The 25,295-nt window shown below is 73.7% G+C and carries 22 protein-coding genes; 6 read left to right on the top strand and 16 right to left on the bottom strand.

Annotated elements, in window-relative coordinates; translation table 11 throughout:
• Positions 1-30: 30 nt before the first annotated feature.
• Both GHR20_RS28930 and GHR20_RS28925 read right to left on the bottom strand, forming a co-directional pair.
• Positions 31-2,598 (bottom strand): YfhO family protein, encoded by a 2,568-nt coding sequence (locus tag GHR20_RS28930; RefSeq protein ID WP_153814824.1) that lies wholly within the window; start codon positions 2,596-2,598, stop codon positions 31-33.
• 244 nt (positions 2,599-2,842) lie between these two features.
• Positions 2,843-4,276: a PLP-dependent aminotransferase family protein gene (locus GHR20_RS28925; protein ID WP_194859018.1), complete on the bottom strand. Its 1,434-nt coding sequence runs from the start codon at positions 4,274-4,276 to the stop codon at positions 2,843-2,845.
• On the opposite strand from GHR20_RS28925, the gene GHR20_RS28920 reads away from it, so the two are divergent.
• Positions 4,275-5,189: a DMT family transporter gene (locus GHR20_RS28920; protein WP_153814823.1), complete on the top strand. Its 915-nt coding sequence runs from the start codon at positions 4,275-4,277 to the stop codon at positions 5,187-5,189. The genes GHR20_RS28925 and GHR20_RS28920 overlap by 2 nt on opposite strands.
• Positions 5,190-5,209: 20 nt before the next feature.
• Positions 5,210-5,407 carry a DUF1918 domain-containing protein gene (locus tag GHR20_RS28915; RefSeq protein ID WP_111585314.1) on the top strand — a complete coding sequence of 66 codons (198 nt, stop codon included), beginning with the start codon at positions 5,210-5,212 and terminating at the stop codon, positions 5,405-5,407.
• A 68-nt stretch (positions 5,408-5,475) separates the two neighbouring features.
• Here GHR20_RS28915 and GHR20_RS28910 read toward each other — a convergent pair whose 3' ends face one another.
• The gene (locus tag GHR20_RS28910; RefSeq protein WP_153814822.1) at positions 5,476-6,768 is read right to left on the bottom strand and encodes a family 10 glycosylhydrolase; all 1,293 of its coding nucleotides are present in this window, start codon (positions 6,766-6,768) and stop codon (positions 5,476-5,478) included.
• Positions 6,769-6,942: 174 nt separating this feature from the next.
• Between GHR20_RS28910 and GHR20_RS28905 the strand changes: the two genes are divergently transcribed.
• Positions 6,943-7,818: a 3-hydroxybutyryl-CoA dehydrogenase gene (locus GHR20_RS28905; RefSeq protein WP_111585251.1), complete on the top strand. Its 876-nt coding sequence runs from the start codon at positions 6,943-6,945 to the stop codon at positions 7,816-7,818.
• Between the two features lie 195 nt (positions 7,819-8,013).
• Entirely contained in the window at positions 8,014-8,274 is a 261-nt protein-coding gene (locus GHR20_RS28900; protein ID WP_111585250.1) for a hypothetical protein, read from the top strand.
• A gap of 66 nt (positions 8,275-8,340) precedes the next feature.
• On the opposite strand, the gene GHR20_RS28895 is transcribed toward GHR20_RS28900, so the two are convergent.
• From GHR20_RS28895 to infC, 10 genes are all read right to left on the bottom strand, one after another.
• The gene (locus GHR20_RS28895) at positions 8,341-8,877 is read right to left on the bottom strand and encodes an NUDIX hydrolase (RefSeq protein WP_111585249.1); all 537 of its coding nucleotides are present in this window, start codon (positions 8,875-8,877) and stop codon (positions 8,341-8,343) included.
• Between the two features lie 65 nt (positions 8,878-8,942).
• Positions 8,943-10,283, bottom strand: coding sequence for a transcriptional regulator (locus GHR20_RS28890; protein WP_111585248.1), 1,341 nt, complete (start codon positions 10,281-10,283; stop codon positions 8,943-8,945).
• A 194-nt stretch (positions 10,284-10,477) separates the two neighbouring features.
• Positions 10,478-11,527 carry a PP2C family protein-serine/threonine phosphatase gene (locus GHR20_RS28885; RefSeq protein WP_153816169.1) on the bottom strand — a complete coding sequence of 350 codons (1,050 nt, stop codon included), beginning with the start codon at positions 11,525-11,527 and terminating at the stop codon, positions 10,478-10,480.
• Positions 11,528-11,808: 281 nt separating this feature from the next.
• Positions 11,809-14,325, bottom strand: coding sequence for a phenylalanine--tRNA ligase subunit beta (gene pheT / locus GHR20_RS28880; RefSeq protein ID WP_153814821.1), 2,517 nt, complete (start codon positions 14,323-14,325; stop codon positions 11,809-11,811).
• Positions 14,325-15,446 carry a phenylalanine--tRNA ligase subunit alpha gene (gene pheS / locus GHR20_RS28875; protein ID WP_148027611.1) on the bottom strand — a complete coding sequence of 374 codons (1,122 nt, stop codon included), beginning with the start codon at positions 15,444-15,446 and terminating at the stop codon, positions 14,325-14,327. The genes pheT and pheS overlap by 1 nt, the downstream gene beginning before the upstream one ends.
• Before the next feature lie 131 nt (positions 15,447-15,577).
• Positions 15,578-16,708, bottom strand: coding sequence for an ATP-binding protein (locus GHR20_RS28870; protein ID WP_148027610.1), 1,131 nt, complete (start codon positions 16,706-16,708; stop codon positions 15,578-15,580).
• 50 nt (positions 16,709-16,758) lie between these two features.
• Entirely contained in the window at positions 16,759-17,619 is an 861-nt protein-coding gene (locus GHR20_RS28865) for an RNA methyltransferase (RefSeq protein ID WP_111585243.1), read from the bottom strand.
• A 179-nt stretch (positions 17,620-17,798) separates the two neighbouring features.
• Positions 17,799-18,182, bottom strand: a complete 384-nt coding sequence (gene rplT, locus GHR20_RS28860) for a 50S ribosomal protein L20 (RefSeq protein WP_037651207.1) — start codon at positions 18,180-18,182, stop codon at positions 17,799-17,801.
• Between the two features lie 98 nt (positions 18,183-18,280).
• Entirely contained in the window at positions 18,281-18,475 is a 195-nt protein-coding gene (gene rpmI / locus GHR20_RS28855) for a 50S ribosomal protein L35 (RefSeq protein ID WP_004933563.1), read from the bottom strand.
• A 114-nt stretch (positions 18,476-18,589) separates the two neighbouring features.
• Entirely contained in the window at positions 18,590-19,252 is a 663-nt protein-coding gene (gene infC / locus GHR20_RS28850) for a translation initiation factor IF-3 (protein ID WP_181516519.1), read from the bottom strand.
• 382 nt (positions 19,253-19,634) lie between these two features.
• Between infC and GHR20_RS28845 the strand changes: the two genes are divergently transcribed.
• On the top strand, positions 19,635-19,991 hold the full coding sequence (locus GHR20_RS28845) for a DUF1844 domain-containing protein (protein WP_111585240.1): 357 nt from the start codon (positions 19,635-19,637) through the stop codon (positions 19,989-19,991).
• Between the two features lies 1 nt (position 19,992).
• Here GHR20_RS28845 and GHR20_RS28840 read toward each other — a convergent pair whose 3' ends face one another.
• The 3 genes from GHR20_RS28840 to GHR20_RS36930 form a co-directional block, all read right to left on the bottom strand.
• Positions 19,993-20,724 carry an SseB family protein gene (locus tag GHR20_RS28840; protein WP_153814820.1) on the bottom strand — a complete coding sequence of 244 codons (732 nt, stop codon included), beginning with the start codon at positions 20,722-20,724 and terminating at the stop codon, positions 19,993-19,995.
• 137 nt (positions 20,725-20,861) lie between these two features.
• Complete coding sequence (mycP, locus tag GHR20_RS28835; RefSeq protein ID WP_153814819.1) at positions 20,862-22,022, bottom strand: type VII secretion-associated serine protease mycosin; 1,161 nt, start codon at positions 22,020-22,022, stop codon at positions 20,862-20,864.
• Entirely contained in the window at positions 22,019-23,836 is a 1,818-nt protein-coding gene (locus tag GHR20_RS36930) for a hypothetical protein (RefSeq protein WP_194859017.1), read from the bottom strand. Before GHR20_RS36930 ends, mycP begins: the two co-directional genes overlap by 4 nt.
• A 196-nt stretch (positions 23,837-24,032) precedes the next feature.
• On the opposite strand from GHR20_RS36930, the gene GHR20_RS28825 reads away from it, so the two are divergent.
• Positions 24,033-25,235: an amino acid deaminase/aldolase gene (locus tag GHR20_RS28825; protein ID WP_153814818.1), complete on the top strand. Its 1,203-nt coding sequence runs from the start codon at positions 24,033-24,035 to the stop codon at positions 25,233-25,235.
• Positions 25,236-25,295: the final 60 nt, after the last annotated feature.

Raw genomic sequence — 25,295 nt, 5'->3', positions numbered from 1 at the left:
AGGTCCCCCAGGGGCGCGGTCGGATCGCGGTCAGGGCGCGGCTGTCACGCGCTCGCGCGCTGCCGGTGGTGTGGTCGGGGCGGGCGTCGGGACACGTCGGCGGCGAACCGCGGTCGCGGCGGTGAGCAGCAGGAGCGCCGCGAGCGAGGCGAGGCCGACGGCCGTGCCGAGGCGGCAGCCGGGTGGGTGGAAGGTGCAGGTCAGGCTGGTCTCGGTGCCGTCCAGGGGGACGGCGATCAGTCCGTGGTACTGCCGGGCGGGGCGGGCCGGGCCGTCCCCCGCGGCGCAGCGCCAGCCGGCGATGCGGGGCGCGGCGAGGACGGCGAGTCCCCTGCTCCCCGGGGGGAGTTGGGCCCGTACGGTGCCGTCGGAGACGGTGACGGAGGTGGCGCCGCCGGCCTTGAGGCGGGCGGCGGCGGCGCTCAGCCGGGCGGTGTCCAGACAGCCGACGGCACCCGGCGGGATGCGGCCGGGCCGGTCGGGGACCAGGTCGATCCGTACCCGCCCGGAGGCGGGGGCGCGGCCCAGCGGCTCCATGGCGGCCAGGGCGCGCCCGCGGTCGTAGTGGAACGGGGCGGCGCTCTCCGTGCCCCCGGCGAGCCGCGCGGTGCCGGAGAACTGCGGGGCGGCCAGGTACACCTGGGTGCCGGCCGGGCAGCGGGCACCGATCGCCGGCCCGGCCTGCGCGGTGCCCGAGCCGACCCGGCGGCCGGGCGCGGGGGCTCCGTCGTCGCCCCGCACGGTGATCCGGGGCACGGTGTAGACGCGGCTGCCGAGCAGCAGTTCCTGGTTGCGGTACGGCGAGGAGCCGAAGGGCGCCGCGTCGGGGTGGGTCCGCACGGTCACCAGGGGCGGCACGTCCCGCCGGGTGACGGTCGGCGCGGCGGTGTCCGCGGGCTGGTGGGTCTGGTGCGGGTCGGGCGGGCTGTGCACCCGGGCGCCGACGGAGAAGAGCACGTCGGTCACGGCGTTGTCGAGGCTCTGCACGCCCCGGCCGCCCGAGGTCCAGCCGCCGCCGAGGGCGGTGAGGGTGCGGGTCAGGACGTCGGAGGTCAGGCTGCTGTAGTAGGCGGCGCCCTGGCCGCCGACCGCCAACGGGTCGTTGGCGACGGTCTGTTCGCGGCCGGGGTCGGTGCGGTAGCGGGGCCAGCCGTCGGCGCGGGCGATCGCGGCGGCCTCCAGTCGCTGCCGCTCGCCCCAGGGCGCGTAGTCGTCCAGGTGTTTGAGACGCAGTCCGCTCGCCACGGCGGCGCCGGCGGCGCTCTCCCCCGCCTGTGCGCCGAACAGCACGAGCACGGCCAGCACGGCGAGCCGGCCCCGCTCCCCGCTGCGGCGCAGCAGGAGAAGCCCGGTGAGCGCCCCGGCGACGCCGAGCAGCAGCACCGGCCAGGTGTGCGCGTGGATCAGGTGCGTGCCGGTCGCGGCGGTGACGATGAGGGCGAGCAGGGCGGCCGCCGCGCCGAGGGCGGACAGCCCCGGCGGGCCGTACGCCAGCGCGTGCCAGGCGGCGATGACCAGCAGCCCGCACAGCACGAAGCTCTGCCGGTAGGAGCTGCCCTGGGGAACGGCGAAGGCGTGCCAGGCCAGGCTGGTGGGCGCCCATTGCAGGGAGAGGGCCACCAGGAGCACCAGCGCGGTCCAGCCGGCGCGGACGCGGCCGGGGACGGCCCGGTGGAAGGGCAGGGCGAGGGCGAGGAGCAGGGCGGTGGTGCCGACGTAGAGCGCCGGGGAGCTGTAGTCGTACGTCGCCGGGAGCAACCGGGCCAGCAGGTTCCCGGCCGGCACCGGGTGGAACGCGGCGAGGCGGCCCGGGTAGGCGTGCCGGGTGCCGAGGTAGACGACGGCCAGCAGCGGGGCGGCGAGGCCCGTGCCGAGGAGGACGGTGAGTACGGCGCGGCCGGCGGCGGCGAGGGCCCGGCGGCGCGGTGGGGCGGCGAGCAGCAGCCGTACCAGCAGGACGAGTGCGGCGCCGAGGGTGGCCATGTAGGCGGTGTAGAAGTTGGCGCTCCAGGCGAGCGTGACGATCAGTACGCCGAGGACCCGGCGCCGTCCGGCGAGAGCCCACTCGCCGACCAGGCAGAGCAGGGGCAGCGCGATCAGTCCGTCGAGCCACATCGGGTTGTAGTCCGCGGCGAGCGTCCAGCCGCACAGCGCGTACGACGCCCCGAGCAGCCCCGCCGCCCACCAGCGGCCGGGCCGCAGTCGGAGCAGCAGCCAGGCCATGGCGGCCGCGGCGGCCGCGATCTTCAGGACGGTGATCACGTACACGGCGAGGTCGATCCGGTCGCGCGGGAAGAGCGCGACGAGGGGTGCGAACGGGCTGGAGAGATAGGTGCCGAAGTCCGGCAGGAAGCTGGAGCCGTATCCGGACTGCCAGTTGACCAGGAGGCCGCCGTCCGCCCTGCCGTGCAGCAGGTCCCAGAGATGGGCGTGCAGCGGCACGTACTGATTGCCCAGGTCGTTGACGCTGCGGGTGCGGGAGCCGAAGGGATAGTTGCCGGCCAGCAGATCACCGGCGCACAGGGCCACGCCCGCCACGAGGGCGGCGAGCGACGCGGCGGCCCGGCGCCTCGCACCCGGCACGGTCGAACGGTCCATCGGTCGGCAGACCCCCAGTGAATTCACCTTGGATTTCGCCAACCTAGACGGGACGGCATTCCGATCGGTTGTGCCCGCGACGGAAGTTGATGCGTTTTACGGCGAACCTCACCGGAAATTGGACGAGATGATGTCCGGCCGGGAAACTCGGCCTTTCCTGCGCGTTATTCACAGATGTTTTCAAGGTGACGTGCTTTTCGGGCCGCACAGGCCGACGCCAGGTGCCCACACCGGCGGTCTCCCCCTACAGCACCTCGTCGCACGCCGTCCGCAGCCGCCGTACCCCCTCCGTGATCTCTCCGACGCCCGCCACCGCGGCGAAGCTCAACCGGACGTAGGAAGCGGGGGGTTCGGCGCTGAAGTAGGGGCGCCCCGGAGTGAGGGCCACACCGGCGCGCAGGGCGGCGGCGCCGAACGCGTCGTCGTCGGTGCCCTCGGGCAGCCGCGCCCACAGGTGGTAGCCGCCGGACGGGATGTGCGGCAGGGCGAGTTCGGGCAGCCGCAGCGCGAGCGCGCCCGTCATGGCGTCCCGGCGTTCCTTCAACTCCCCCGACAGGGAGCGCAGATGGCGGGACCAGGCCGGTGAGCCGACGAGTTCGAGGGCGGCCTCCTGGAGCGGGCGGGGCACGAAGAAGGAGTCCACCACCTGGATGGCGCGCAGCCGTTCCAGTACCGGGCCGTGCGCGGCGAGGGCGCTCACCCGGAAGCTGGGCGAGGTGGCCTTGGTCAGCGAGCCGACGTGCACCACCACGCCGTCGGGATCGTCGGCGGCCAGCGGGCGGGGCAGCGGGCCCGCGTCGGCGTGCACGAGGCGTCGTACGAAGTCGTCCTCCACGACGAAGGCGCCGGCCGCGCGGGCGATGCCCAGCACCTCGGCGCGCCGGGCGGGGGCGAGGACCGCGCCGGTCGGGTTCTGGAAGAGCGGCTGGCAGACGAACACCCGGGCGCCGGTGGCCCGGAAGGCGTCCGCGAGCAGTTCGGGCCGTACGCCGTCGCGGTCCACCGGTACCGGGACCGGGCGCAGGCCGCCCGCGCGGGCGAGGGCCAGCATGCCGGGGTAGGTGGGCGACTCGACCAGCACCGGGGCGCCGGGCGGGGCGAGCGCGCGCAGGGCGGTGGCCAGCGCGGCCTGGCCGCCCGCCGCGATCAGCACCTCGGCCGCGGTGACCGCGCCGCCGATCTCCCGCGCGAACCACTCGCGCAGCTCCGGCAGCCCCTCCAGCGGCGGCCGTCCCCAGGCGCCGGGCCGCCGCCCCGCGCGGGCGAGCGCCGCCGCCATGGCCCGCTCGGGCTGGAGCGAGGGATGCGGATAGCCGCCGTTGAACTCCAGCACCCCGGGCGGCGGGGCGGCGAGCGAGACGGTGACCCCGGTGGCGTCCACCGTGCGCGGCACGAGGTCGGCGGTGCCGTCGGCGCTCAGCGCGACCTCCTGCCAGGAGGTGTCCCCGGCCGGCGTCTCAAGGGTGCGCGGCCGGGCCCGGAAGGCGCCCGCGCCGGGCCGGGTGACGACCAGACCCTCGGCGGCCAGCTGGGCGAGCGCCCGCGAGACGGTCACCGGGCTCACCCGGAACCGCTCGACCAGCGCGCGGCTCGACGGCAGCTTTCCACCCGGAGAGTAGCGGTCAAGCTCCCTTCGGAGCTGCCCCGCCAGTTCTCCCACGCTGCTACGCTCATGCATGAAGACACAGAGTAGCGCTACTGCAGCCGGGCCGATAGCGATCACCGCTCCCCGGCCGGAGCACCGGACGCTCGGCACCGCGCTCGCCGCCCTCGGCGTCGCCGCCTTCTCCCTCACCTTCCCGGCCACCGCCTGGGGTCTGGAGGGCTTCGGCCCCTGGACGCTGGTGACCGTGCGCAGCGTGCTGGCCGCCCTGGTCGCGGGCGGCGCCCTGCTGGCCCTGAAGGTACGGCCGCCCGAGCGGCGCCGGCTGCGCGGCCTCGCCGTCGTCGCGCTCGGCGTGGTCCTCGGCTTCCCGGCGCTGACCACGCTCGCGCTGCGCACCTCCACCACCGCGCACGCGGCCGTCGTGGTGGGCCTGCTGCCGCTGACCACGGCCGTCTGCTCGGCGCTGCGCACCGGCCACCGCCCCTCGCGCCGGTTCTGGCTCGCGGCGGTGGCGGGCGCGGTGGCGGTGCTCACCTTCACCGTCGTCCAGAGCGGGGGCGCGCTCACCGCGGCCGACGGCTGCCTGTTCGCGGCCCTGCTGGTGTGCGCCGCCGGGTACACCGAGGGCGGGCTGCTGGCCCGGGTGATGCCGGGCTGGCAGGTCATCGCCTGGGCGCTGGTGCTCTGCCTGCCGCTGACGCTGCCGGCCGCCGCGCTGGCACTGTCGTACGAGCCGTCGCGGATCACCGCGCACGGGGTCGCCGGGCTGCTGTGGGTGGCGCTCGGGTCGCAGTTCCTCGGACTGGTCGTCTGGTACCGGGGGATGGCGGCCATCGGGGTGCCCCGGGCGAGCCAGTTGCAGTTGGCTCAGCCGCTGCTCACACTGGTGTGGTCGGCGCTGCTGCTGGGCGAACACTTCACGGCGGCCGCTCCCCTGACCGCCGTCGCCGTACTCGTGTGCATCGCCGTCACCCAGCGGTCGTGATCGTTGAGGAGGGCCTGGAGATGCGCGCAGCCAAGGGCGACCGGCTTGTCCAGCACGGCAGGGTGGTCGGCCAACACGACCAGGAGTCCGAAGTCGTCGAGGTGATGGGGCAGGAGGGCAGTCCGCCCTACCGGGTCCGGTTCACGGACGGGCACGAGGCGATCATGTCGCCGGGGCCCGACTGCCAGGTCAAGCACAAGGACGACCGGCAGCGGTAGTCCCAGCGGTCCCTCGGTTCACCGGCCCCTCGACTCACCGGCTCACCGGCCCTCATCGGCTCCCCGGTTCAGCGGGGCGGGCTCGCCGGTCGCGCGTAGTGGTCCGCGACCACGCGGCGCATCGCCCCGATCGGATCGTCCGCCACGTCCTTCGCGGCGAAGAAGATGTGCCCGCCCACCTGCGGACGGCGGGCGGCCAGGGTGAGGTGCCGGGTCAGCTCCGCCGGGTCCTGCCAGGCCGCGGGGCGGCCGTCCGCGCCGGCGGCCCCCGCGCGGTACAGGGCCTCGCCGATGTACAGGCGTGTCCCGGTGCCCTCGGCGACCCGCGACCACCAGTCCAGCAGCGTCGCGTAGTCGGCTCCGCTCGCGCCGATCTCCCAGTACAGCTGGGGCGCGATGTAGTCGATCAGGTTCTCGCGGACCCAGGTGCGGGTGTCGGCGTACAGGTCGTCGTACGTCTGCGCGCCCGCGTCCGTGTCGGAGCCGCGCGGGTCGGTCGACGCGTTGCGCCACACCCCGAAGGGGCTGATCCCGAACCGGGTGCCGGGCCGTACCCGCTTGATGCCCGCCGCCATCTCCGTGACCAGCCGATCGATGTTGTCCCTGCGCCAGTCGGCCCGGTCGGTGAAGGCGCCCCGGTGACGCGCGTACGCGTCGTCGTCCGCGAACGCCTCCCCGTCCTCGGGATAGGGGTAGAAGTAGTCGTCGAAGTGCACCGCGTCCACCGGGTAGCGGGCGACCGCGTCGAGCATCGCCCGCTGGACGAAGGCACGTACCTCGGGCAGGCCCGGGTTGTAGTAGAGCTTGCCGCCGTACGGCACCGCCCAGTCGGGATGGACGCGCGCCGGGTGGGTGGCGGCGAGCAGGCCCGGGTCGGTGTGGTTCGCGATCCGGTACGGGTTGAACCAGGCGTGCAGCTGGAGTCCCCGGGCGTGGGCCTCGCGCACGGCGGTGCCCAGCGGGTCCCAGCCGGGGTCGCGGCCCTGGGTGCCGGTGAGGAACCCCGACCAGGGCTCGTACGGCGAGGGCCACAGCGCGTCGGCGGTGGGCCGCACCTGGAGCAGCACGGTGTTCAGCCGGTCGCGCACCGCCCGGTCGAGGTGGGCGATCAGCTCGTTGCGCTGCGCGGCGGCGGTCAGACCGGGGCGCGAGGGCCAGTCCCGGTTCTCGACGGTCGCCATCCACACGCCCCGCATCTCGGTGGCCGCGCGGGCGCCGGGCGCGCCGGTGGCGCCCTCGGCCCCGGCACTCCCGGCGGGCGGCTTGATCCGCGCGGGCCCGGTCGTCGCCGTGTCGCATCCCGCCGCGGTCAGCGCCGACAGCGTCCCCAGGGCGAAGGCCCGGCGTGAGATGGGTGCCATCGGCCACTTTCCCTAACGTTCCGGATCCGTTCGGTCACGGATGGTCTCCGTGGCCAAGAATGCCCGCACCCCGACGATCGATCATCGATACTTCGCGGTAACGTGCACGATCGGAGCAGGCGCCGAAAACCGGAGGTCTGCCAGCCAAAGCCGGAGAACAGCGAAGGGGACGATGTGACAGGCATCCCATCGGGCGATATCGCGCGCGTCGGAGTCGTGGGCTGCGGCCAGATGGGCGCGGGCATCGCCGAGGTGTGCGCCCGCGCGGGTCTGGACGTGAGGGTCGCCGAGACCACCGGCGAGGCCCTGGAGATCGGCCGTACCCGGCTGCACAACTCCCTGTCCAAGGCGGCCGAGCGCGGCAAGATCTCCGCGGAGGAGCGGGACGGCACCCAGGCGCGGCTCAGCTTCACCACGGATCTCGGCGAGTTCGCCGACCGCGACCTCGTGATCGAGGCGGTCGTGGAGAGCGAGGCCGTGAAGACGGAGATCTTCCAGGTCCTCGACCAGGTGGTGACCCGGCCGGACGCGATCCTGGCCTCCAACACCTCCTCCATCCCGCTGGTGAAGCTCGCGGTCGCCACCTCGCGCCCGGACCATGTCGTGGGCATCCACTTCTTCAACCCGGCCCCGGTGCAGAGCCTGGTGGAGCTGATCCCGGCGCTCACCACCTCCGAGGGCACCCTCAGCCGTGCCCAGGCATTCGCCGAGAAGGTGCTCGGCAAGCACGCGATCCGCGCCCAGGACCGCTCCGGCTTCGTGGTGAACGCGCTGCTCGTGCCCTATCTGCTCTCCGCGATCCGGATGTTCGAGTCGGGCATCGCGAGCCGCGAGGACATCGACAACGGCATGGAGATGGGCTGCGCCCACCCGATGGGCCCGCTGAAGCTGTCCGACCTGATCGGCCTGGACACCATCGTCTCCATCGCCAACTCGATGTACGCCGAGTACAAGGAGCCGCTGTACGCCGCTCCCCCGCTGCTCCAGCGCATGGTCGAGGCGGGCCGGCTCGGCCGCAAGACCGGCTCGGGGTTCTACTCCTACGGCTGATCACGCTCAGCTACCAACGGATGTGCCCGGCACCGGATTCGGTGCCGGGCACATCCGTTTCACACACCGTGTGTGCGCCGGGCCCGCAGACACCCGGCGCACACGCTCCCCACGCGACCACCAGGCGAGTTCACTCTCTATGCGCATGCAAGGGGGTGCGGAACCCCCCGTTCTACTACGGAGAGGAGTGGACCCTTGACCGGCGATCCGGAGCACCCCGTGGTCCATGGAGAACTCGCAGAGTTACGGCGCCGACTGGACGTGGCCTACGCCCGGGTCGAGGGCGGACTCGCACTGCTCGGTCATCGCACCGAGGAGACCGCCAAGGAACTGGACGAGCTGAACTCCCGCATGGTCTCGCTGGAACACACGCGCTGGCCGCTGCCCTCGCTCGCCGCGCTGACCGCGCTCGGCGCGCTGGTGGTGACCGTCTGGGGAGCGCTGCGCGCCCATTAGCCCTCGATGAGCGGACCTCGGTGACGGGCGCTCAGCGACCGGCACTCGGTGACCGGCGCCCGGTGATCAGCCGTCGGCGAGCCTGAGGTGGTGCAGCAGCAGTAACGCGGCCGCCATGTTGGCGGCCGGGACCTCCCCGCGGGCGATCAGGTCGGGGACGAGCTTGAGGGGTACCCACTCCCGGCGGTCCGACTCGAAGTCGTCCACGGGGTGCCCGAGGTACTCGCCTTGGTCGGACCAGTAGATGTGGTGCCGGGCGTCGGTGAGGCCGTTGGACGGCTCCACCGTCATCAGGTGCCGCAGGGGCCCCGGCCGCCAGCCGGTCTCCTCCTCCAGTTCCCTGGCGGCCGCGCTCGCGATGTCCTCGCCGTCCTCGACGACGCCGGCGGGCAGTTCCCAGCCCCAGGTGTCGGTGATGAAGCGGTGCCGCCAGAGCAGCAGGACCTCGTTGGCCTCGTTGACGACCGTGGCGACGGCCACCGGGCGCATCCGGATGAGGAAGTGGTCCAGATGCCGGCCGTCGGGCAGCTCGACATCCGCGAGATTGACGCTGAACCAGCGGTTTTCATACACCGTTTGTTCGTTCTGTTTCGTCCACTGCATGGTTCTGCCACCTTTCGGGGGGTAGGTGGCAATATCGCAGCAGCGGACGTGCGCCCACAGGGCGCCTACAGGGGCACGCGCAGCGCCCCGTCGATGAGTTCGGCGGCCTCGGTGGTGCCGGGTGAGCCGCAGCGCGCCAGATGTTCGCGCACCGCACGCAGCCGGTCGCGCAGCCGCTGGGACTCCATGCCGCGCGCCTGCTCGGCCATCTGCACGGCGGTGACCACGGCCTTCTCCGCGTTGCCCTGGCGCAGTTCGATGGTGCTGAGCATGGCCAGTCGGTGCACCCGGCCCCGGTCGTGCGCGGGGTTGTCCACGGCGGCCGCCGCGTGCTCCCGGGCGGCGGCGAGTTCACCCAGGCTGAGCAGTGCCTCGGCGACCTGCACATTGACCAGGCCCGGCTGCACATAGCCGGTCTCGTCGGGTTCATGGCCGCGCCGGATGCGTTCGGCGGCGCTCTCCGCCCGCCGGATGCAGCCGAGGGCGCTGCCCGCGTCGCCCAGGTGCGCGTACGCCTTGGCCTGCATCGCGTACAGGTCGGAGGCGAGCGCGGGAGTGATGTGCCGGCCCGCGGTGCGCAGCGCGGCCTCCGCGAAGGCCACCGCCTGCCGGAACTCCCGCATGAACAGGGACTGGTTGACCAGCAGCGCTATGACGTAGGCGCCGAGTCCCCGGTCCCCGCTGGCCTTTGCCAGCCGCAGCGCCTGGTGGAAGTAGCGCTGGGCGAGTCCGTGCGCGTCGGAGTCGTACGCGCAGATCCCGGCGACGGCGACCAACCCGCCGGTGGCGCGGTGCAGTTGGCGGCCGGTGGCGTCGGTGTAGCTGCCGCGCAGCAGGGGCGCCGCCTCGGCGTTGAGGAAGCCGACGATCCGGGCGCGGGTCGCGACACCGCCGGCCTTGCGGTACATCTGCTCGTAGTGGGCGCGGGCCGCGCGCAGCGTCTCGATGTCGGCCGCCGTGACCCGGTGTCTGCCACCCCGCGAGACATCGGTGTCCTCCGGCGGGTTCTCCCATTCCCAGACCGGCATCACGGCGGGGGTGCCGGTGACGGCCGGGGCGCCCAGCACATGGGGGCGCTGCTGTTCGTCCGAGCGCCACAGGGCGGTGGCCCGCTCCACGAAGCCGGACAGGGTGCCGGCGGACCCGGTGCCGGGCCGGCCGGGCACACCGAGGCCGATGTCGTCCAGGGTGACGGGCCGGTGCAGCCGGGCGGCCAGCACCTCGCAGATCAGGTCGGGCACCTGGCCGCGGGGCCGCTGGCCCTTCAACCACCGCGCCACGGCGGTGTGTTCGTAGCGGAGCGCGAGGCCCCGGCGGCGCCCTGCCTGGTTCACATGGGCGGCGAGACCCGCGTGCGAGATCCCCGCCTCGTCCAGGATGGCGTCAAGGAGAGTGTTGGGCTGCATGGGAAGACCCCCGAGTGCCTGATGCCGTTCAGCGTACTGGCCCTGCCTTCACACGGGGTGTGAACCGAATGCCCGCATCCGGGGCGTGCGCGCGCTGTCGCGGAGCGTGGCCGGCCGCTTCACTGGTGGTCCTCCTCGAGAGGCCCGCCGGGCCACCGGCTCCCCCTCCTACAGCGGTGGTCCGGCGGGAACCATCAGCCGTGCGTGGTGGTGGCCGGGCGGGCCGGCTCCCGCGCCCTGGCCGACGGTCCCCGCTCGTTGCGCAGCACCAGCAGGGCCACGTCGTCGGTGGGGGCGCCGCCGGTGTGCCGCAGCAGCGCCGTGAAGAGGGCCCGCAACACCCGCTGCGGCGAGGCGGGCTGGTCCCGTACGGCGGTGCGCAGCGCGTCGGGCAGGGCGAAGAACCGGCCCCGGGCGTCCCGGGCGTCCTCGGCGCCGTCGGTGAACAGGACCAGCGACTCGGCGGGCCGCAACGGCGCGCAGCGCCGTGGGGCGAGGTCCGCCGGGAGCGGGAACGGGCCCAGCGGGGGCAGCGGTTCGGCACGGGTCAGGGGTTCGACGGCGGTGCCGGTGAGCCGATAGGGCCAGGGATGACCGCAGTTGAGGGCGCCGAGGGTGCCGTCCGGGCCGATCTCCAGGAGCAGGACGGTGACGAACTCCTCGGCGACGGGGTGGTCGAGGTCCGCGGTGCCGCCGGTCGAGGGGTGTTCGGCGCGGGCTCGTTCGCGCAGGTGCCGGGCGAGCGCCCGCTCCAGTCTGCGCAGCACGCCGTCGAGCCGGGCCTCGTCATGGGCGGCCTCGCGGAAGCTGCCGAGGAGGGCGGCGACGGTGCCGAGGGCGGCCAGGCCGTGCCCGCGCACGTCCCCCATCACCACCCGCACCCCGTGCTCGGTGGCGACGGCCTCGTACAGATCGCCGCCGACGCTCGCGCCCCGGTCCGCGGACAACTGGGCGGCGGCGAGGCCGAGTCCGTCGAGCCGTGGGGGCGGTGGCCGCAGGACGACGCCCTGTGCGACCCGGGCCGCCCGCCGGGCGAGCCGCAGCTCCCGCAGCAGGGCGCGCCGCACATGGACCAGCAGCCCGATGCCCACGCCGAAGAACACGACACTGGCGGCGATGCGGGCGCCGAGCCGCTCCTGGGTGGCGAGCGGGCAGCCGAACTTGTAGGCGACCGCCAGCGCGCCCCACAGTGTGGGGAGCACGGCGCCTCGCGCGGTGGGTGCCCGTGCCTTGATGCGGATCATGCCTCTGTCCCCCATGGAGAGTCCCTGACAGAGCGGACGAACCGGCCCCGAAAGGCCGGTCCGATTCTGTCGACGCCATGGCCCGAGCGGACTGGATCACCTCCGATGACCACTCGAACGAGTGAGAAAGCGCAGGTGGGAGTGCATTTATGCATCAGGGGACGGCAGGCCGGCGCTCCGCGTGTCCGGACAAGAGCGCACCCGGACAACAGCGCGCCCGGACAACAGCACGCCCGGCCACGGAACTCCGTGACCGGGCGCGCTCCTTGCTCCGAGGCGGGTCAGCCGCGCAGCACGGCTCCGGTGCGCTCGCCCGCCAGGGCGACGGCCGCGTCCCGGGCCGCCGACGCCTCGTCCACCGTCAGCGTCCGGTCGGGGGCGCGGAAGCGCAGCGCGTACGCCAGCGACTTGCGGCCCTCGCCCAGCTGCCCGTCGTTCTCGTAGACGTCGAACAGCCGGATGGACTCCAGCAGTTCACCGGCACCGGCGCGCAGCGCGGCCTCGACCTCGGCCGCCGGCACCGGCTTGTCGACCACGAGGGCGACGTCCTGCGTGGCGACCGGGAAGGAGGAGATGCCGGGCGCCATCGGGATGCCGTCGCCGGCCTCCTCCAGGGTGTCCAGGTCCAGCTCCATCGCGCAGGTGCGCTCCGGCAGGCCCAGCGCCTTGACGACGCGCGGGTGCAGTTCGCCCGCGTGGCCCACGACCCGCTCGGCGCCGTCCACGACGACGAGCAGCTCGGCGCAGCGGCCCGGGTGCCAGGGGCCGTACTGGCCCTTGCGCACGAGGAGTTCGGCACCGGCCTCGTGGGCCACGGTGCGCGCGGCCTCGACGGCGTCGGCCCAGTCGGCCGGGCGGCCCTTGCCCCACCAGCCGGCCTGCTCACGGGCGCCGGTGAGGACGACGGCGGCGTGCCGCGGCTGCTCGGGCAGCGCCGCGTTCAGGACCGCGATCTCCTCGTCGGTGGGACGCCGGTCCACCGGCAGGTGTCCGGCGGCCCGCCGCTCCGCGCGCGGGTGGAAGACCAGGCCGGTCTCGAACAGGGCCAGGTCGTGCCCGCCGCGGCCGGTGTTGCGCCGCAGCGCGCCCAGCAGGCCCGGCAGCAGCGTCGTACGGAGCGCGGGCTCCTCGTCGCTGAGCGGGTTGACCAGCTTGACGACCCGGCGGACCGGGTCGCCCGCGTCCAGGCCGAGCTGGTCGAAGACCTGCTCGCCGAGGAACGGGTAGTTCAGCGCCTCGACATAGCCGGCGCCGGCCAGCGCGCGGCCGATGCGGCGGTGCAGCCGCTGGCCGGTGGTCAGACCGCGGCCCGCCGGGGGCCTGGGCAGCGTGGCGGGCAGGTTCTCGTAGCCCTCCAGCCGGATGACCTCTTCGGCGAGGTCGTTCGGGTCCGTCAGGTCGGGCCGCCAGGACGGCACGGTGACGATCAGCTCGTCCTGGCCGTAGACGTCGCAGCCGACCTCCTGGAGGCGGCGTACGACGGTCTCGCGGCCGTAGGCGACACCCGCGACCTTGTCCGGGTGGTCCGCCGGGACGGTGATGGTGTGCGGTGCGGAGGGCGCGATGACCTCGGTGACGCCGGCCTCGGCGGTGCCGCCCGCGAGCAGCACCAGCAGGTCCACGGTGCGCTGCGCGGCGGCGGCCGCGGCGGCCGGGTCCACCCCGCGCTCGAAGCGGCGGGACGCCTCGGACAGCAGCTTGTGGCGGCGGGCCGTGCGCGCGATGGAGACCGCGTTGAAGTGGGCCGCCTCGATGACGACCTCGGTGGTCGCGTCCGCCGCGTCCTCGCCGTGGTCGGCGATCTCGGTGTTGGCGCCGCCCATCACGCCGGCGAGGCCGATGGGGCCGCGCTCGTCGGTGATGACCAGGTCCTCGGCGTGCAGCGTGCGCTCGACGCCGTCCAGGGTGACGAGCTTCTCGCCCTCCTGGGCGCGGCGCACGCCGATGGTGCCCTGGACCGAGGTGCGGTCGTAGGCGTGCAGCGGCTGGCCCAGCTCCATCATCACGTAGTTGGTGATGTCGACGGCCAGCGAGATCGGGCGCATGCCGACCTTCTGGAGCCGGCGCGTGAGCCAGAGCGGGGAGCGGGCCTCGGGGCGCAGGCCGGTGACGGTGCGCGCGGTGAAGCGGTCGCAGCCGAACGGGTCGGAGACCTGGACCGGGTAGCCGTACGCGTTGGGCGCGGGCACGTCGATCAGGGCGGGGTCGCGCAGCGGCAGGCCGTAGGCGATGGCGGTCTCGCGGGCGACGCCGCGCAGGGACAGGCAGTCGCCGCGGTTGGCGGTGACGGCGATGTCCAGGACCTCGTCCACCAGCTCCAGGAGCTCGATGGCGTCCCTGCCCGGCTCGGTCTCCGGCGGCAGCACGATGATGCCGTGCGTGCCGTCGTCGCCCATGCCCAGCTCGTCGGTGGAGCAGATCATGCCGTGCGAGACCCTGCCGTAGGTCTTGCGGGCGGCGATGGAGAAGCCGCCGGGCAGGGTGGCGCCGGGCAGCACCACGACGACCTTGTCGCCGACCGCGAAGTTGCGGGCGCCGCAGACGATCTCCTGGGGCTCACCGGTGCCGTTGGCCTGGCCGACGTCGACCGTGCAGAAGCGGATCGGCTTCTTGAAGCCCTCCAGCTCCTCGATGGTCAGCACCTGGCCCACGACCAGGGGGCCCTTGAGGTCGGCGCCGAGCTGCTCGACGGTCTCGACCTCGAGACCGGCCGAAATGAGCTTGGCCTGGACGTCACGGCCGGTCTCGGTGGCCGGCAGGTCGACGTACTCCCGCAGCCAAGAAAGCGGGACCCGCATCAGATCTCCATCCCGAAGGGCCGGGTGAACCGGACGTCACCCTCGACCATGTCTCGCATGTCTTCCACATTGTGGCGGAACATCAGCATCCGCTCGATGCCGAACCCGAAGGCGAAGCCGCTGTACTTCTCCGGGTCGACGCCGCAGGCGGTGAGCACCCGCGGGTTGACCATGCCGCAGCCGCCCAGCTCGATCCAGCCCTCGCTGGAGCAGGTGCGGCAGGGGCGGTCGGGGTTGCCGACGGACTCGCCCTTGCACACGTAGCAGAGCATGTCCATCTCGGCGCTCGGCTCGGTGAAGGGGAAGAAGTTCGGGCGCAGCCGGGTCTTCATGCCCTCACCGAACAGGGACTGGACCATGTGGTCCAGGGTGCCCTTGAGGTCGGCCATGGTCAGGCCCTCGTCCACGGCGAGCAGCTCGACCTGGTGGAAGACGGGCGTGTGCGTGGCGTCCAGCTCGTCGGTGCGGTAGACGCGGCCGGGGCAGATCACGTAGACCGGCAGGTCGCGGCCGAGCAGCGAGCGGATCTGCACGGGCGAGGTGTGGGTGCGCATGACCACACCCGACTCGGCGCCGCCGTCCGGGCCCTCGACGAAGAACGTGTCGGCCTCGCCGCGGGCCGGGTGGTCCGGGCCGATGTTCAGGGCGTCGAAGTTGAACCACTCGGCCTCGGCCTGGGGGCCCTCGGCGACCTCGTAGCCCATGGCCACGAAGATGTCCTCGATGCGCTCCGACAGCGTGGTCAGCGGGTGCCGGGCGCCGGCCTGGACGCGGTCGTACGGCAGCGTGACGTCGACGTCCTCCTCGACGAGCACCCGGGCGTCGCGCTCGGCCTCCAGCTCGGTCTGGCGGGCGGCGAGCCCCTTGTTGACGGCGCCGCGGGCCATGCCGACGCGCTTGCCGGCCTCGGCCTTGGCGTGCGGGGGCAGGGCGCCGATCTCGCGGTTGGCGAGCGAGAGCGCGGACGCGGGGCCGGTGTGGGCGACCTTGGCCTCGTGGAGCGCGTCGAGGGAGTCCGCGGCGGCGAAGGCGGCGAGCGCCTCGTCCCGCATGCGCTCGATCTCTTCGGGTTTCAACGCCTCGACCTCGACAGGGTCGTACGACTTATTGGGTGCCGACATCTCTTCCATGCTTCCGATTGCTGGCGGATGGTCCCCGTCACCGACTCGACTCGCGAGGGCCGTGTGCAGGACACAAAGGTGCCAAAGGCCGAGTCTAACGGGGTGGAGGGTGACGAAGAGCCCGTGGGCCGCTAGGCGAGATACGCCGGGGCGCTCACGGGCAAGGTAAATCGGAACTCGGCGCCGCCGCCGCGGGCACGGCCGACCGTGATGGTGCCGCCGTGGGCCTCGACGATGCCCTTGACGATGTACAGGCCGAGTCCGGTGCCGCCGCGCTTGCTGCCCCGCCAGAAGCGGGTGAAGACGCGGTTCATGGACTCCTCCGGGATGCCGGGCCCCTCGTCGCTCACCGTGACCGATGTGCCGGTCTCCTCGCCCTCGCGGGGAGACGCCGTGGGCGTGATGTCGATACTGACGGTTCCCTCGCCGTGCCGCACGGCATTTTCCAGCAGATTGCTGAGCACCTGGTCGATCTTGTCGGGGTCGGCCCACAGATCCGGCAGCGGCTGCTCGATGCGCAGCAGGAAGCGGCCGGCGCTCTGCCCGGCGGCGACGTACGCCTGGATGTGGCGGGAGACGGCGGCCCCTATGTCGACGGGCTGCCTGCGCACCTCCAGGCGCCCCGAGTCGATCCGGGAGATGTCCAGCAGCTCGGCGATGAGCCGGGTGACCCGGTCGGCGTCCGCGTCGACGGTCTCCAGCATCAGCCGCTTCTGGTCGTCGGTGAACCGCTCCCACTTGGCGAGCAAGGTCGCGGTGAAACCCTTGACGGAGGTCAGCGGGGAGCGCAGTTCATGGGCGACGGTGGCGATCAGCTCGGCGTGGCTGCGCTCGGTGCGGCGGCGGGCCTCGGTGTCCCGCAGGCAGATGATCAGACGGTGCACGGGGCCGAGGGGCGCGGTGCGGACGTACCGGGCGGTGACGAGCACCTCGCGGCCGCCGGGCAGCAGCAGATTGCGCTCGGGCTGCCGGGTCCGGGTGGGGAGGCCGCCGTAGGGGTCGGTGAGCTGCCACCAGCGGCGCCCCTCCAGGTCCTCTAACGGCAGCGCCTTCTCCAGCGACTGTCCGAGGGCCTCGGCGGCGGGTACGGCGGTGATGCGCTCCGCGGCCGCGTTGAACCCGACGACGCGGCCCTGCTCGTCGGCGACCACCAGTCCGTCGGGGAGCTGGCCGGGATCGAGCCCGCCCGCATCGCACGAGGACGCGGGCGCGCCCCGTGTGTCCCGTCCTTCCGGCCCGGTGCTCGTGCCGGCCACACTCATCCCCGTACCCCACCTCTCATACGGCGCAGGGCCCCGAGCTGGCCACCCTACTAGCTCTGGGTGACGGAACGGCACCCTCCGCGGGCGCGCTGCGCACGAGCCGAGGCGTACAGGCAGACGGCGGCGGCCGTGGCCAGGTTCAGGCTCTCGGCCTTGCCGTGGATGGGCACCCGCACGACGGCGTCGGCGAGCTCGCGGGTCTCCTCCGGCAGCCCCCACGCCTCGTTGCCGAACACCCAGGCGGTGGGCCCGCCCATGGTGCCCTTGTCCAGTTCCTCGTCCAGGTCGCGATCGCCCGCGCCGTCGGCGGCGAGGATGCGCACCCCGGCGCCCTTGAGCCGCTCGATGGCCTCTTCCACGGGGACGCCGACGGCGACCGGGAGGTGGAAGAGGGAGCCGACGGAGGCGCGTACGGCCTTGGGGTTGTACAGGTCCACGGAGGCGTCGGTGAGGACGACGGCCTCGGCGCCCGCGGCGTCCGCGCAGCGCAGCACGGTGCCCGCGTTGCCCGGGTCGCGCACGTGCGCGAGCACGGCGACCAGCCGGGGGCGGGCGGCGAGGATGTCCTCGAAGGGGGTGTCCAGGAACCGGCAGACGCCGACGAGCCCCTGCGGGGTGACCGTGGTGGAGATGTCGGCGATGACGTCCTCGGCGGCGAGATGCACCCGGGCGCCGACGGCGCGGGCCTCACCGACGATGTCGGCGTACCGCTCCGCGGCCTCGACCGTGGCGAACAGCTCGACCAGCGTCGCCTGCCCGCCGTCCCGGTGCGCCGCCGCCTCCCGCACGGCCTGCGGCCCCTCCGCGAGGAACAGCCGGTCCTTCCCCCGGACATTCCGCTTGGCGAGCCGGCGCGCGGCGGCGACACGGGCGGAACGGGGAGAGATCAGCTCGGGGCTGACGGGGACCATGCTCTTCTTCGCTTTCCGGGGGAGTCTTGTTGGTGTCGTGCCCCGAAGGGGCGCGGGAACTGCGCGAGCAACCACGGCGCACCCGCGGCCGAAAACGCACCGGGGAACCTCAACAGCGAGACCCGCAAGCCATACAGCCTGCGGGTCCCGGTATTACGACGGCTGAAGCCAGCGCAGCGTCACGCGGCCTTGGGCGCGTTGACGTCCGACGGCAGCGCCTTCTGCGCGACCTCGACGAGCGCGGCGAACGCGTTCACGTCGTTGACGGCCAGCTCGGCCAGGATCTTGCGGTCGACCTCGACGTTCGCGGCCTTCAGACCCTGGATGAAGCGGTTGTAGGTCATGCCGTTGGCGCGGGCAGCGGCGTTGATGCGCTGGATCCACAGCTGACGGAAGTCGCCCTTGCGCTTCTTGCGGTCGTTGTAGTTGTAGACCAGCGAGTGGGTGACCTGCTCCTTGGCCTTGCGGTACAGGCGCGAACGCTGACCACGGTAGCCGGAAGCCTGCTCCAGGATCGCCCGGCGCTTCTTGTGGGCGTTGACTGCCCGCTTGACGCGTGCCACTTGTTAACTCCTTGTAGCGGGGTCGTGGGTGTCCTCACACGACCCGGAAACGATTGGGTCCCGGTCCAGACGCACGGCGCTCGACGAGCGCCGCGGCGTCACTTGCCGAGAAGCTTCTTGATCTTCGCGGCGTCGCCCGGGGCCATCTCGGCGTTGCCGGTGAGGCGACGCGTCACGCGGGACGACTTGTGCTCAAGCAGGTGGCGCTTGCCGGCGCGCTCGCGGAGCACCTTGCCGGAGCCGGTGACCTTGAAGCGCTTGCTGGCACCGCTGTGCGACTTGTTCTTCGGCATAGCGCCGTTCTCTCCTCGTCGGTGGCGCTCCGGTGCCCGGTCACGAAAACCGGGCACGGTGGAGCGTCGCTCTTGTGTGGGTTACATCCTCGGGAGCCGTACGGCTCCCCGGGATCACGCCTCGGCAGGTTCCTCGGACGACGCCTCGTCCTCGACAGGTACCTCGGGCGAAGCCTCGGCCGGGTTCTGCGACTTGCCGGGGTTCGCCTTGGCCTCGGCCTTGCGGGCCTCCTGCGCCTGACGGGCCTCGGCCATCGCCTCGGTCTTCTTCTTGTGCGGACCGAGAACCATGATCATGTTTCGGCCGTCCTGCTTCGGGTTCGACTCGACGAACCCGAGGTCCTGGACGTCCTCCGCGAGACGCTGGAGCAGTCGGTAGCCCAGCTCGGGCCGGGACTGCTCGCGACCACGGAACATGATCGTGATCTTGACCTTGTCGCCCTGCTTGAGGAACCGGACGACGTGACCCTTCTTGGTGTCATAGTCGTGCGGGTCGATCTTCGGCCGGAGCTTCATCTCCTTGATGACCGTGTGCGCCTGGTTCTTGCGCGCCTCACGGGCCTTCATGGCCGACTCGTACTTGAACTTCCCGTAGTCCATGAGCTTGCACACGGGCGGACGGGCGGTCGCAGCCACCTCGACCAGGTCCAGGTCGTACTCCTGCGCAAGCTCCAGTGCCTTCGCGAGCGGCACGATGCCGACCTGCTCGCCACTGGGACCGACAAGTCGCACCTCGGGAACGCGAATCCGGTCGTTGATGCGGGGCTCGGCGCTGATGGATCCTCCTCGATAGCACCACGCGACGGCCTGGCGGACTGCCGCGTAACGTCTGTGTTCGTCAGACCAACCGCGCCGAGGCAGAAAAAATGCCCCGGACGATCACAGGCGGGGCTCCTGACTACCGGAACACCGCCGCGATGAACGCGGGGCGCGAATCGGGCGACTCCATCGTCCGTACGGAACGATGGCGGCCGCCTGACCGGAGACCCGCCGTCCCGGGGGACGGTGCGGGTGGGAGATCGGAGCCTCCACTTGTGGGCCGAGCGATGGGCATGCGCCCACGTCCGGCCGGTCGCCCACCAGATTAGCAGGATGCGAAGTCAAGGGCTAATCGGGCGGGCGTCACGGGCAGGGCGACCGGCCGCTTAGGGTGGGGGGCATGAGTGAGACCCCTGCCGAGAACCCCGACTTCGACGCGATGACCCGCGATATCGCCGAGGTCCCCGCCGTCGAGGTGATCGTGACGGTCGCCGTCAACCTGATGAGCGCCGCCGCCGTGAAGCTCGGGCTCAGCGAGGAGGGCGACACGTTCAAGGACCTGGACGAGGCCCGCAAGCTGATCACCGCCCTCGCCGGGCTGCTGGACGGCGGCGCGACCGAGATCAGCTCCTTCCACGCGGCCCCGCTGCGCGACGGTCTGAAGTCGCTCCAGCTGGCCTTCCGCGAGGCGTCGATCGTCCCGGACGAGCCGGGCCAGGGACCGGGCGAGAAGTACACCGGCCCCCTCTACGCCTGAGCTATTCCTTCACGTACAGGGGCTCGCCCGGAGGCGTCGTCCCGGCCGGCAGCAGTGCCAGGTCGAGGCCGCGCACCAGGCGGGCCCTCAGTGTTTCGTCGGCGGCGAGCCGCCCGGCGACCGCCTGCGCGGTGTCGGCGGGCGAGGCGGCCGGGTCGAGGACGAGGGCGAGGGTGCCGTCGGCCGGGCCGGGCACCAGGTGGGCACGGCGTACGGCGGGCTCGGCCGCCACCGCCGTACGCACGGCCTCGGTCACGGCCGGGTCGGCGAGCGGATCGGTACTGGTGCGGCCCTCGGCGAGGGCGAGCAGCGCGGGCCCGGTCAGCTCGAACGGCACCGGCCCTGCGAGGTCCAGCACGACCGTGTCGGCCTTCTCGTGCGCGGCGGCCTGGAGCGCCTGGTGCAGGGGGACGGCGACCGGGCGGGCCTCGGGGTCCCAGCGGGCCAGGGAATCGGTCGAGGTGAACGCGGGCAGCGCGGTGCGGCCGCCGGCCTTGAGGGTGGGTACGGCCATGTCGCTGGTCTTCTCGCGGCGCAGCCCGTTCTCGTCCTCCTCCACCTCGCCCAGCACGGCGACGACGGGCACCAGCAGCCGGGCGCCCTTCAGCGCCTGAAGGACCGGTCCGACGGCGGTGCGGTCCTCGGCCCACGCGGCGAGCGCCACGCCGAGCCGGGGGTCGGCGGAGCCGTCGTCGTCGGAGTAGCCGGAGTCGGGGATGTTCTTGTTCGCCACGGTGACCGACCCTATCGGGGGAAACGGGCCGGCCGGGCGGCGGCCCGGTGCCCGCCTCGTCAGGGGCGCCTCAGGGGTGCCTCAGGGGTGCCGGCCTCAGGGCCGCCTCCAGGGGTGCCGGCTTCAGGGGTGCCCGCTCAGAAGGGCTGCCGGCGGCCGCGCCAAAGGATCACGCCCATGACCAGCAGCACCCCGCCGACGCCGCCCGCGAGGGGCGCCGCCCAGTCGGCCGCCGATCCGGTCGCCCTGGGAGCGTCGGGCCCCGGGCCGAAGTACGTGCGGGGGTACGACGCCGGCCTCAGCTTCTCCGGCTCGAGGCGGTCGGCCGCGGCGAGGGCGGCCACCGGGTCGATCGCGCCGTAGCCCCGGGAGTCGTCGCGGCCGCCGGCCGGCGGGTCGTCGGCGGTGTGCTCCAGGAGCGACTTGATCTGGGCCGGGCCCAGCCCCGGGTGGGCCGACTTGATCAGCGCGGCGACGCCCGAGACGTAGGCGGAGGCGGCCGAGGTGCCCCAGCCCTCGTAGTACTTGTGATCGGGGTCGGCGATGACGACGTCGACGCCGGGCGCGCTGAGGGCGGCGTACCAGCGGCGGGTGGAGAAGTCGGCGCGGGTGCCGTAGCGGTCGACGGCCGTGGCGACGAGGACACCGGGATAGGCGGCCGGGTAGGAGACGTGGTCGCCCTTGTCGCCGCCGTTGCCCGCGGAGGCGACCACGACCACGCCCTTCTTCAGGGCGTACTGCACGGCCTCGTCCTCGCCGGGCTCGGGGTGGGCGGAGGCGGAGTCGTCGCCGAGGGAGAGGTTGATGACGTCGGCGCCGTGGTCGGCGGCCCAGCGGATGCCGTCGGCGAGGGCGGTGCCGCGGGTGGTGCGGGCCTTGGCGCGGGCGGGGTCGCTGTCCTCCAGGATCACCCGTACGGGAAGGATCTTCGCCTCGGGGGCTACCCCCATGACGCCGTCGGATGCGCCGGGCCCGTGGCCGTGGCCGGCGATGATCCCGGCCATGGCGGTGCCGTGCCGTCCCCAGATGCGGTCGCCGGGCCGGGCGCCGAAGCCGATCATGTCCTTGGCGGGCAGCACATTGCCGACGAGGTCGGGGTGGTCCTCCTGGACGCCGGTGTCGAGGACGGCGACGGTGACGCCCTGGCCCCGGGTGGTGTGCCACGCCTGGTCGAGGTGGAGGGCGGACAGGGCCCACTGCTGGGCGCGGATGCCGTCGGCGTGGGCGGCGGCGGTGGGCAGCAGGGTGAGGGCGCCGGCGAGCAGGGCGCTCACCGCGGCCCCGGTGGCACGCTTCATGAAGATCTCTTCGTCGCGTTCGTGGCGCTCGTGACGTTCGGGGCGCTCACGCTGTTCGGGGCGCTCATGCTGTGCAAGGCGCTCGTGGTGTTCGGGGCGGCGGAGCCGACGGCCCGGCGCAGCCGCCGCGCTATCTGTCCGGACAGTCCCCGCGCCTCGTCGCCGAGACCGGACTGGGCCTGCGCGGTGGTGGCGCCGGCCCGTACGGCGTCGGCGGCGGGCTGGGGGGTGTCCACGCTCCGGCCGTCCGCCCAGCCGGAGACGGCGTACACGACGACGGGGGCGTCGGTGCGCACGGAGATGGTCCAGGTGGCGCGCTGGTCGTCGCCGAAGCCGGCCGCGGGGGTGTTCCTCGCGGCATAGGGGCGGGGCATCAGGTCGGGGCGTTCGGCGAGGTGCTGGGTGCGGAAGCGGGTGGCGAGCGCGGACATGCCGGCGGGGTCGGCCTTGGTGAACAGCAGCCCGACGGTGGTCACATAGCTCTGGGTGGCGTCCGTGTAGGTGGCGCGCAGCAGCCGGCGGCAGCCGGCGTCGGCGAGGACCTTCCACAGCAGCGGGTCGAACCCGTCGGCGCATCCGCCGTCCGGGGCGACGGCGACCCGGGTCCAGGTCCGGTCCGCCCCGCCGGGCCCCTCCCCCGCGCCCGTCACGACGGGCGGGAAAAGGGTGTCGACGGGCACGTTGTGCCACGCGGGCGCGGCCGCGGCGAACCCCTGCGCGGCGCTGCTCTCATGATCCTCCGCGAGCCAGCTCCCGGCCGCGGCCCCGCCGATGAGCCCGAGGCCCAGCACGAGGCAGAGACCGGCGACGACGGCCCGCCCCCGCCCGCGCGCACGGAGCAGGTCGGGTTCCCCGAACGTGACATGGGGGCGGGCGGTGTTCCGCCGGAGCCGGGCGGGGGCGGGGGCGTGCGAGACGGGTGGCTGGGGGTGCCAGCGGGTGGTGGGCCGCGTCGCGGACGCGGGGCCGCCCGCGGGATCGCATGTGGGAGCGTCCGCGGGGATACCGGAGACGGGTCCGGGGCCGGACGGGTGCGGATCGGTGGCCGGGGGGCCAGGCGGGACCGGCCGAAACCGAGCAGTCGTCCCGGCGGCGTCCGCCGCGCCACCCGGGCCGGCCTGGTGCGGATCGGCGACCGGGGGGACCGGGCGCGGTCCGGCCGTCGTCTCCGGTCCGTCCTGCGTGGGCAGCGGGGCCGCCGTCCCGGGGCCGGTCCGCGCGGGTACCCCCGCCCGTCCGGCGCCGCGACCCGACGGCACGGAACCGGCGGGACCGCCGCTGCCGGACCGTACAGAATCGTCCCGCCGGCCGCCGTCCGGCGTCGCGGGACCGACCGTGCCGGCACCCGAGCCGGGACGGTCGCCGGCGCCCTCCGTACGCGTACTCCCCCCGTCGGCCGGCACGGCGCCGCCCCCGCTCGCGTCGGCGCGCGCGGGGCGCGGCGCGTCGGTCCCGGTGCGCGGGCGTGCCACGCGGGGCGGGGCGTCGGGGAAGCGGGCCGAGGCGGCGGGCGGCGGCGGGGTCACGGGGCCGGCGGCCTCGGGGACGGTACGGCTCCGGGGCGTCCCGCCCGCCGGTTCCCGGGCGCCGGACGGGCCGCGCGGGGTGAAGACGGACGGTTCGTCACCGGGGTCGTTTCCCAGGGGACCATCGGCACGCGCGGCGGCGGTCGCCCGCGGGCCGTTCGCGCCTCCCACGCCTCCCGCGCCGGGCACGCCGCCCGGGACGCCCGCGCTCCAACTGGCGCCCGCGCGGGGGCCGAAGGAGGGCGGAGGGCCTGGTGGTACGGAGGAGTCGCGTGCTTCCGTGGTCATGCGTTCCCCGTTTCCTCGCGACCCGGGCCGTCTCCTCGTACCCGTACGACCGGACCGGCATCCCGGGCGGGTCCGTCGTACGTGCGCGTCACTCTACGGGTTGTCGGGGCCCGGGGCGGAACCAGTGGGGCAGGCCGGGGCACTTGCCCGGAACGTCCCTCTACCCTGCGGTAATCCCTTCTGGCAGGCTTCCGGCATGACTGCGCGTGCCGCCGACCGGGCCCGGTACGACCGGGCCACCGCCCATCTCGAAGCGCCGCTGGCGCTCGTGGACCTGGAAGCCTTCGACGCCAACGCGGCCGATCTGGTCCGCCGCTCCGGCGGCAAGCCGGTACGGGTCGCGAGCAAGTCCGTGCGCTGCCGTGCCCTGCTGGAGCGGGTGCTGGCCAAGGACGGCTTCCAGGGCATCATGTCGTTCACCCTCGCCGAGTCGCTGTGGCTGGCGCGCTCGGGCTTCGACGACATCCTGCTCGCCTACCCCTCCGCCGACCGCTCCGGGTTCGCCGAACTGACCGCCGATCCCAAGCTGGCCGCCGCCGTCACCGTGATGGTGGACGACCCCGCCCAGCTCGACCTGATCGACGCGGCCCGCGACGGCGGGCGCGAAGTGGTGCGGATATGCCTGGAGTTGGACACCTCGCTGAAGCTGCTGGGCGGCCGGGTGCGGATCGGCGCCCGCCGCTCCCCGCTGCACTCCCCCGCCCAACTCGCCGAGGCGGCGCGGGTGGTGGCCGAGCGCCCCGGGTTCCGGCTGGTGGGGCTGATGGCGTACGAGGGGCATGTCGCGGGGGTCGGTGACGCCGTCGCCGGGCGGCCGCTGCGCTCCCGGGCGATCCGGCTGATGCAGGGCGCCGCCCGCCGGGAGCTGGCCGAGCGGCGCGGCGCGGCCGTGCGCGCGGTACGGGCCGTCGCGCCGGACCTGGAGTTCGTCAACGGCGGCGGCACCGGCAGTGTGCAGCACACCGCCGCCGAGCCCGCCGTCACCGAGATCGCGGCCGGTTCCGGGCTGTACGTGCCACGGCTGTTCGACAACTACACCTCCTTCAGCGGCCGTCCGGCGGCGCTCTTCGCGCTGCCGGTGGTACGGCGGCCCGGGGTGGGCGTCGTCACCGTGCTCGGCGGCGGCTACCCGGCCTCCGGCGCGCCGGGTCCGGACCGCTCGCCGGTGCCGTATCTGCCGCAGGGGCTGACGTACGACCCGCAGGAGGGCGCGGGCGAGGTGCAGACCCCGCTGCTCGGCTCGCCCGCCGACGATCTGCTGATCGGCGACCGGGTGTGGTTCCGGCACGCCAAGGCGGGCGAGCTGTGCGAGCGGTTCGCGTCGCTGCACCTCGTCGAGGGCGACGTGGTGACGGCGACCGTGCCCACCTACCGGGGCGAGGGGCACACCTTCCTCTGAGCGGGACGCGCAAGGCGGCGGCGGAATCGTCCGGGACGCCCGGAACGGTTCCGCCCGAGC

This window comes from Streptomyces sp. SUK 48 (assembly GCF_009650765.1).
Lineage (GTDB): Bacteria > Actinomycetota > Actinomycetes > Streptomycetales > Streptomycetaceae > Streptomyces.
The sequence above is the reverse complement of the archived record's forward strand: the minus strand, read 5'-3'. Positions and strand labels throughout refer to the sequence as shown.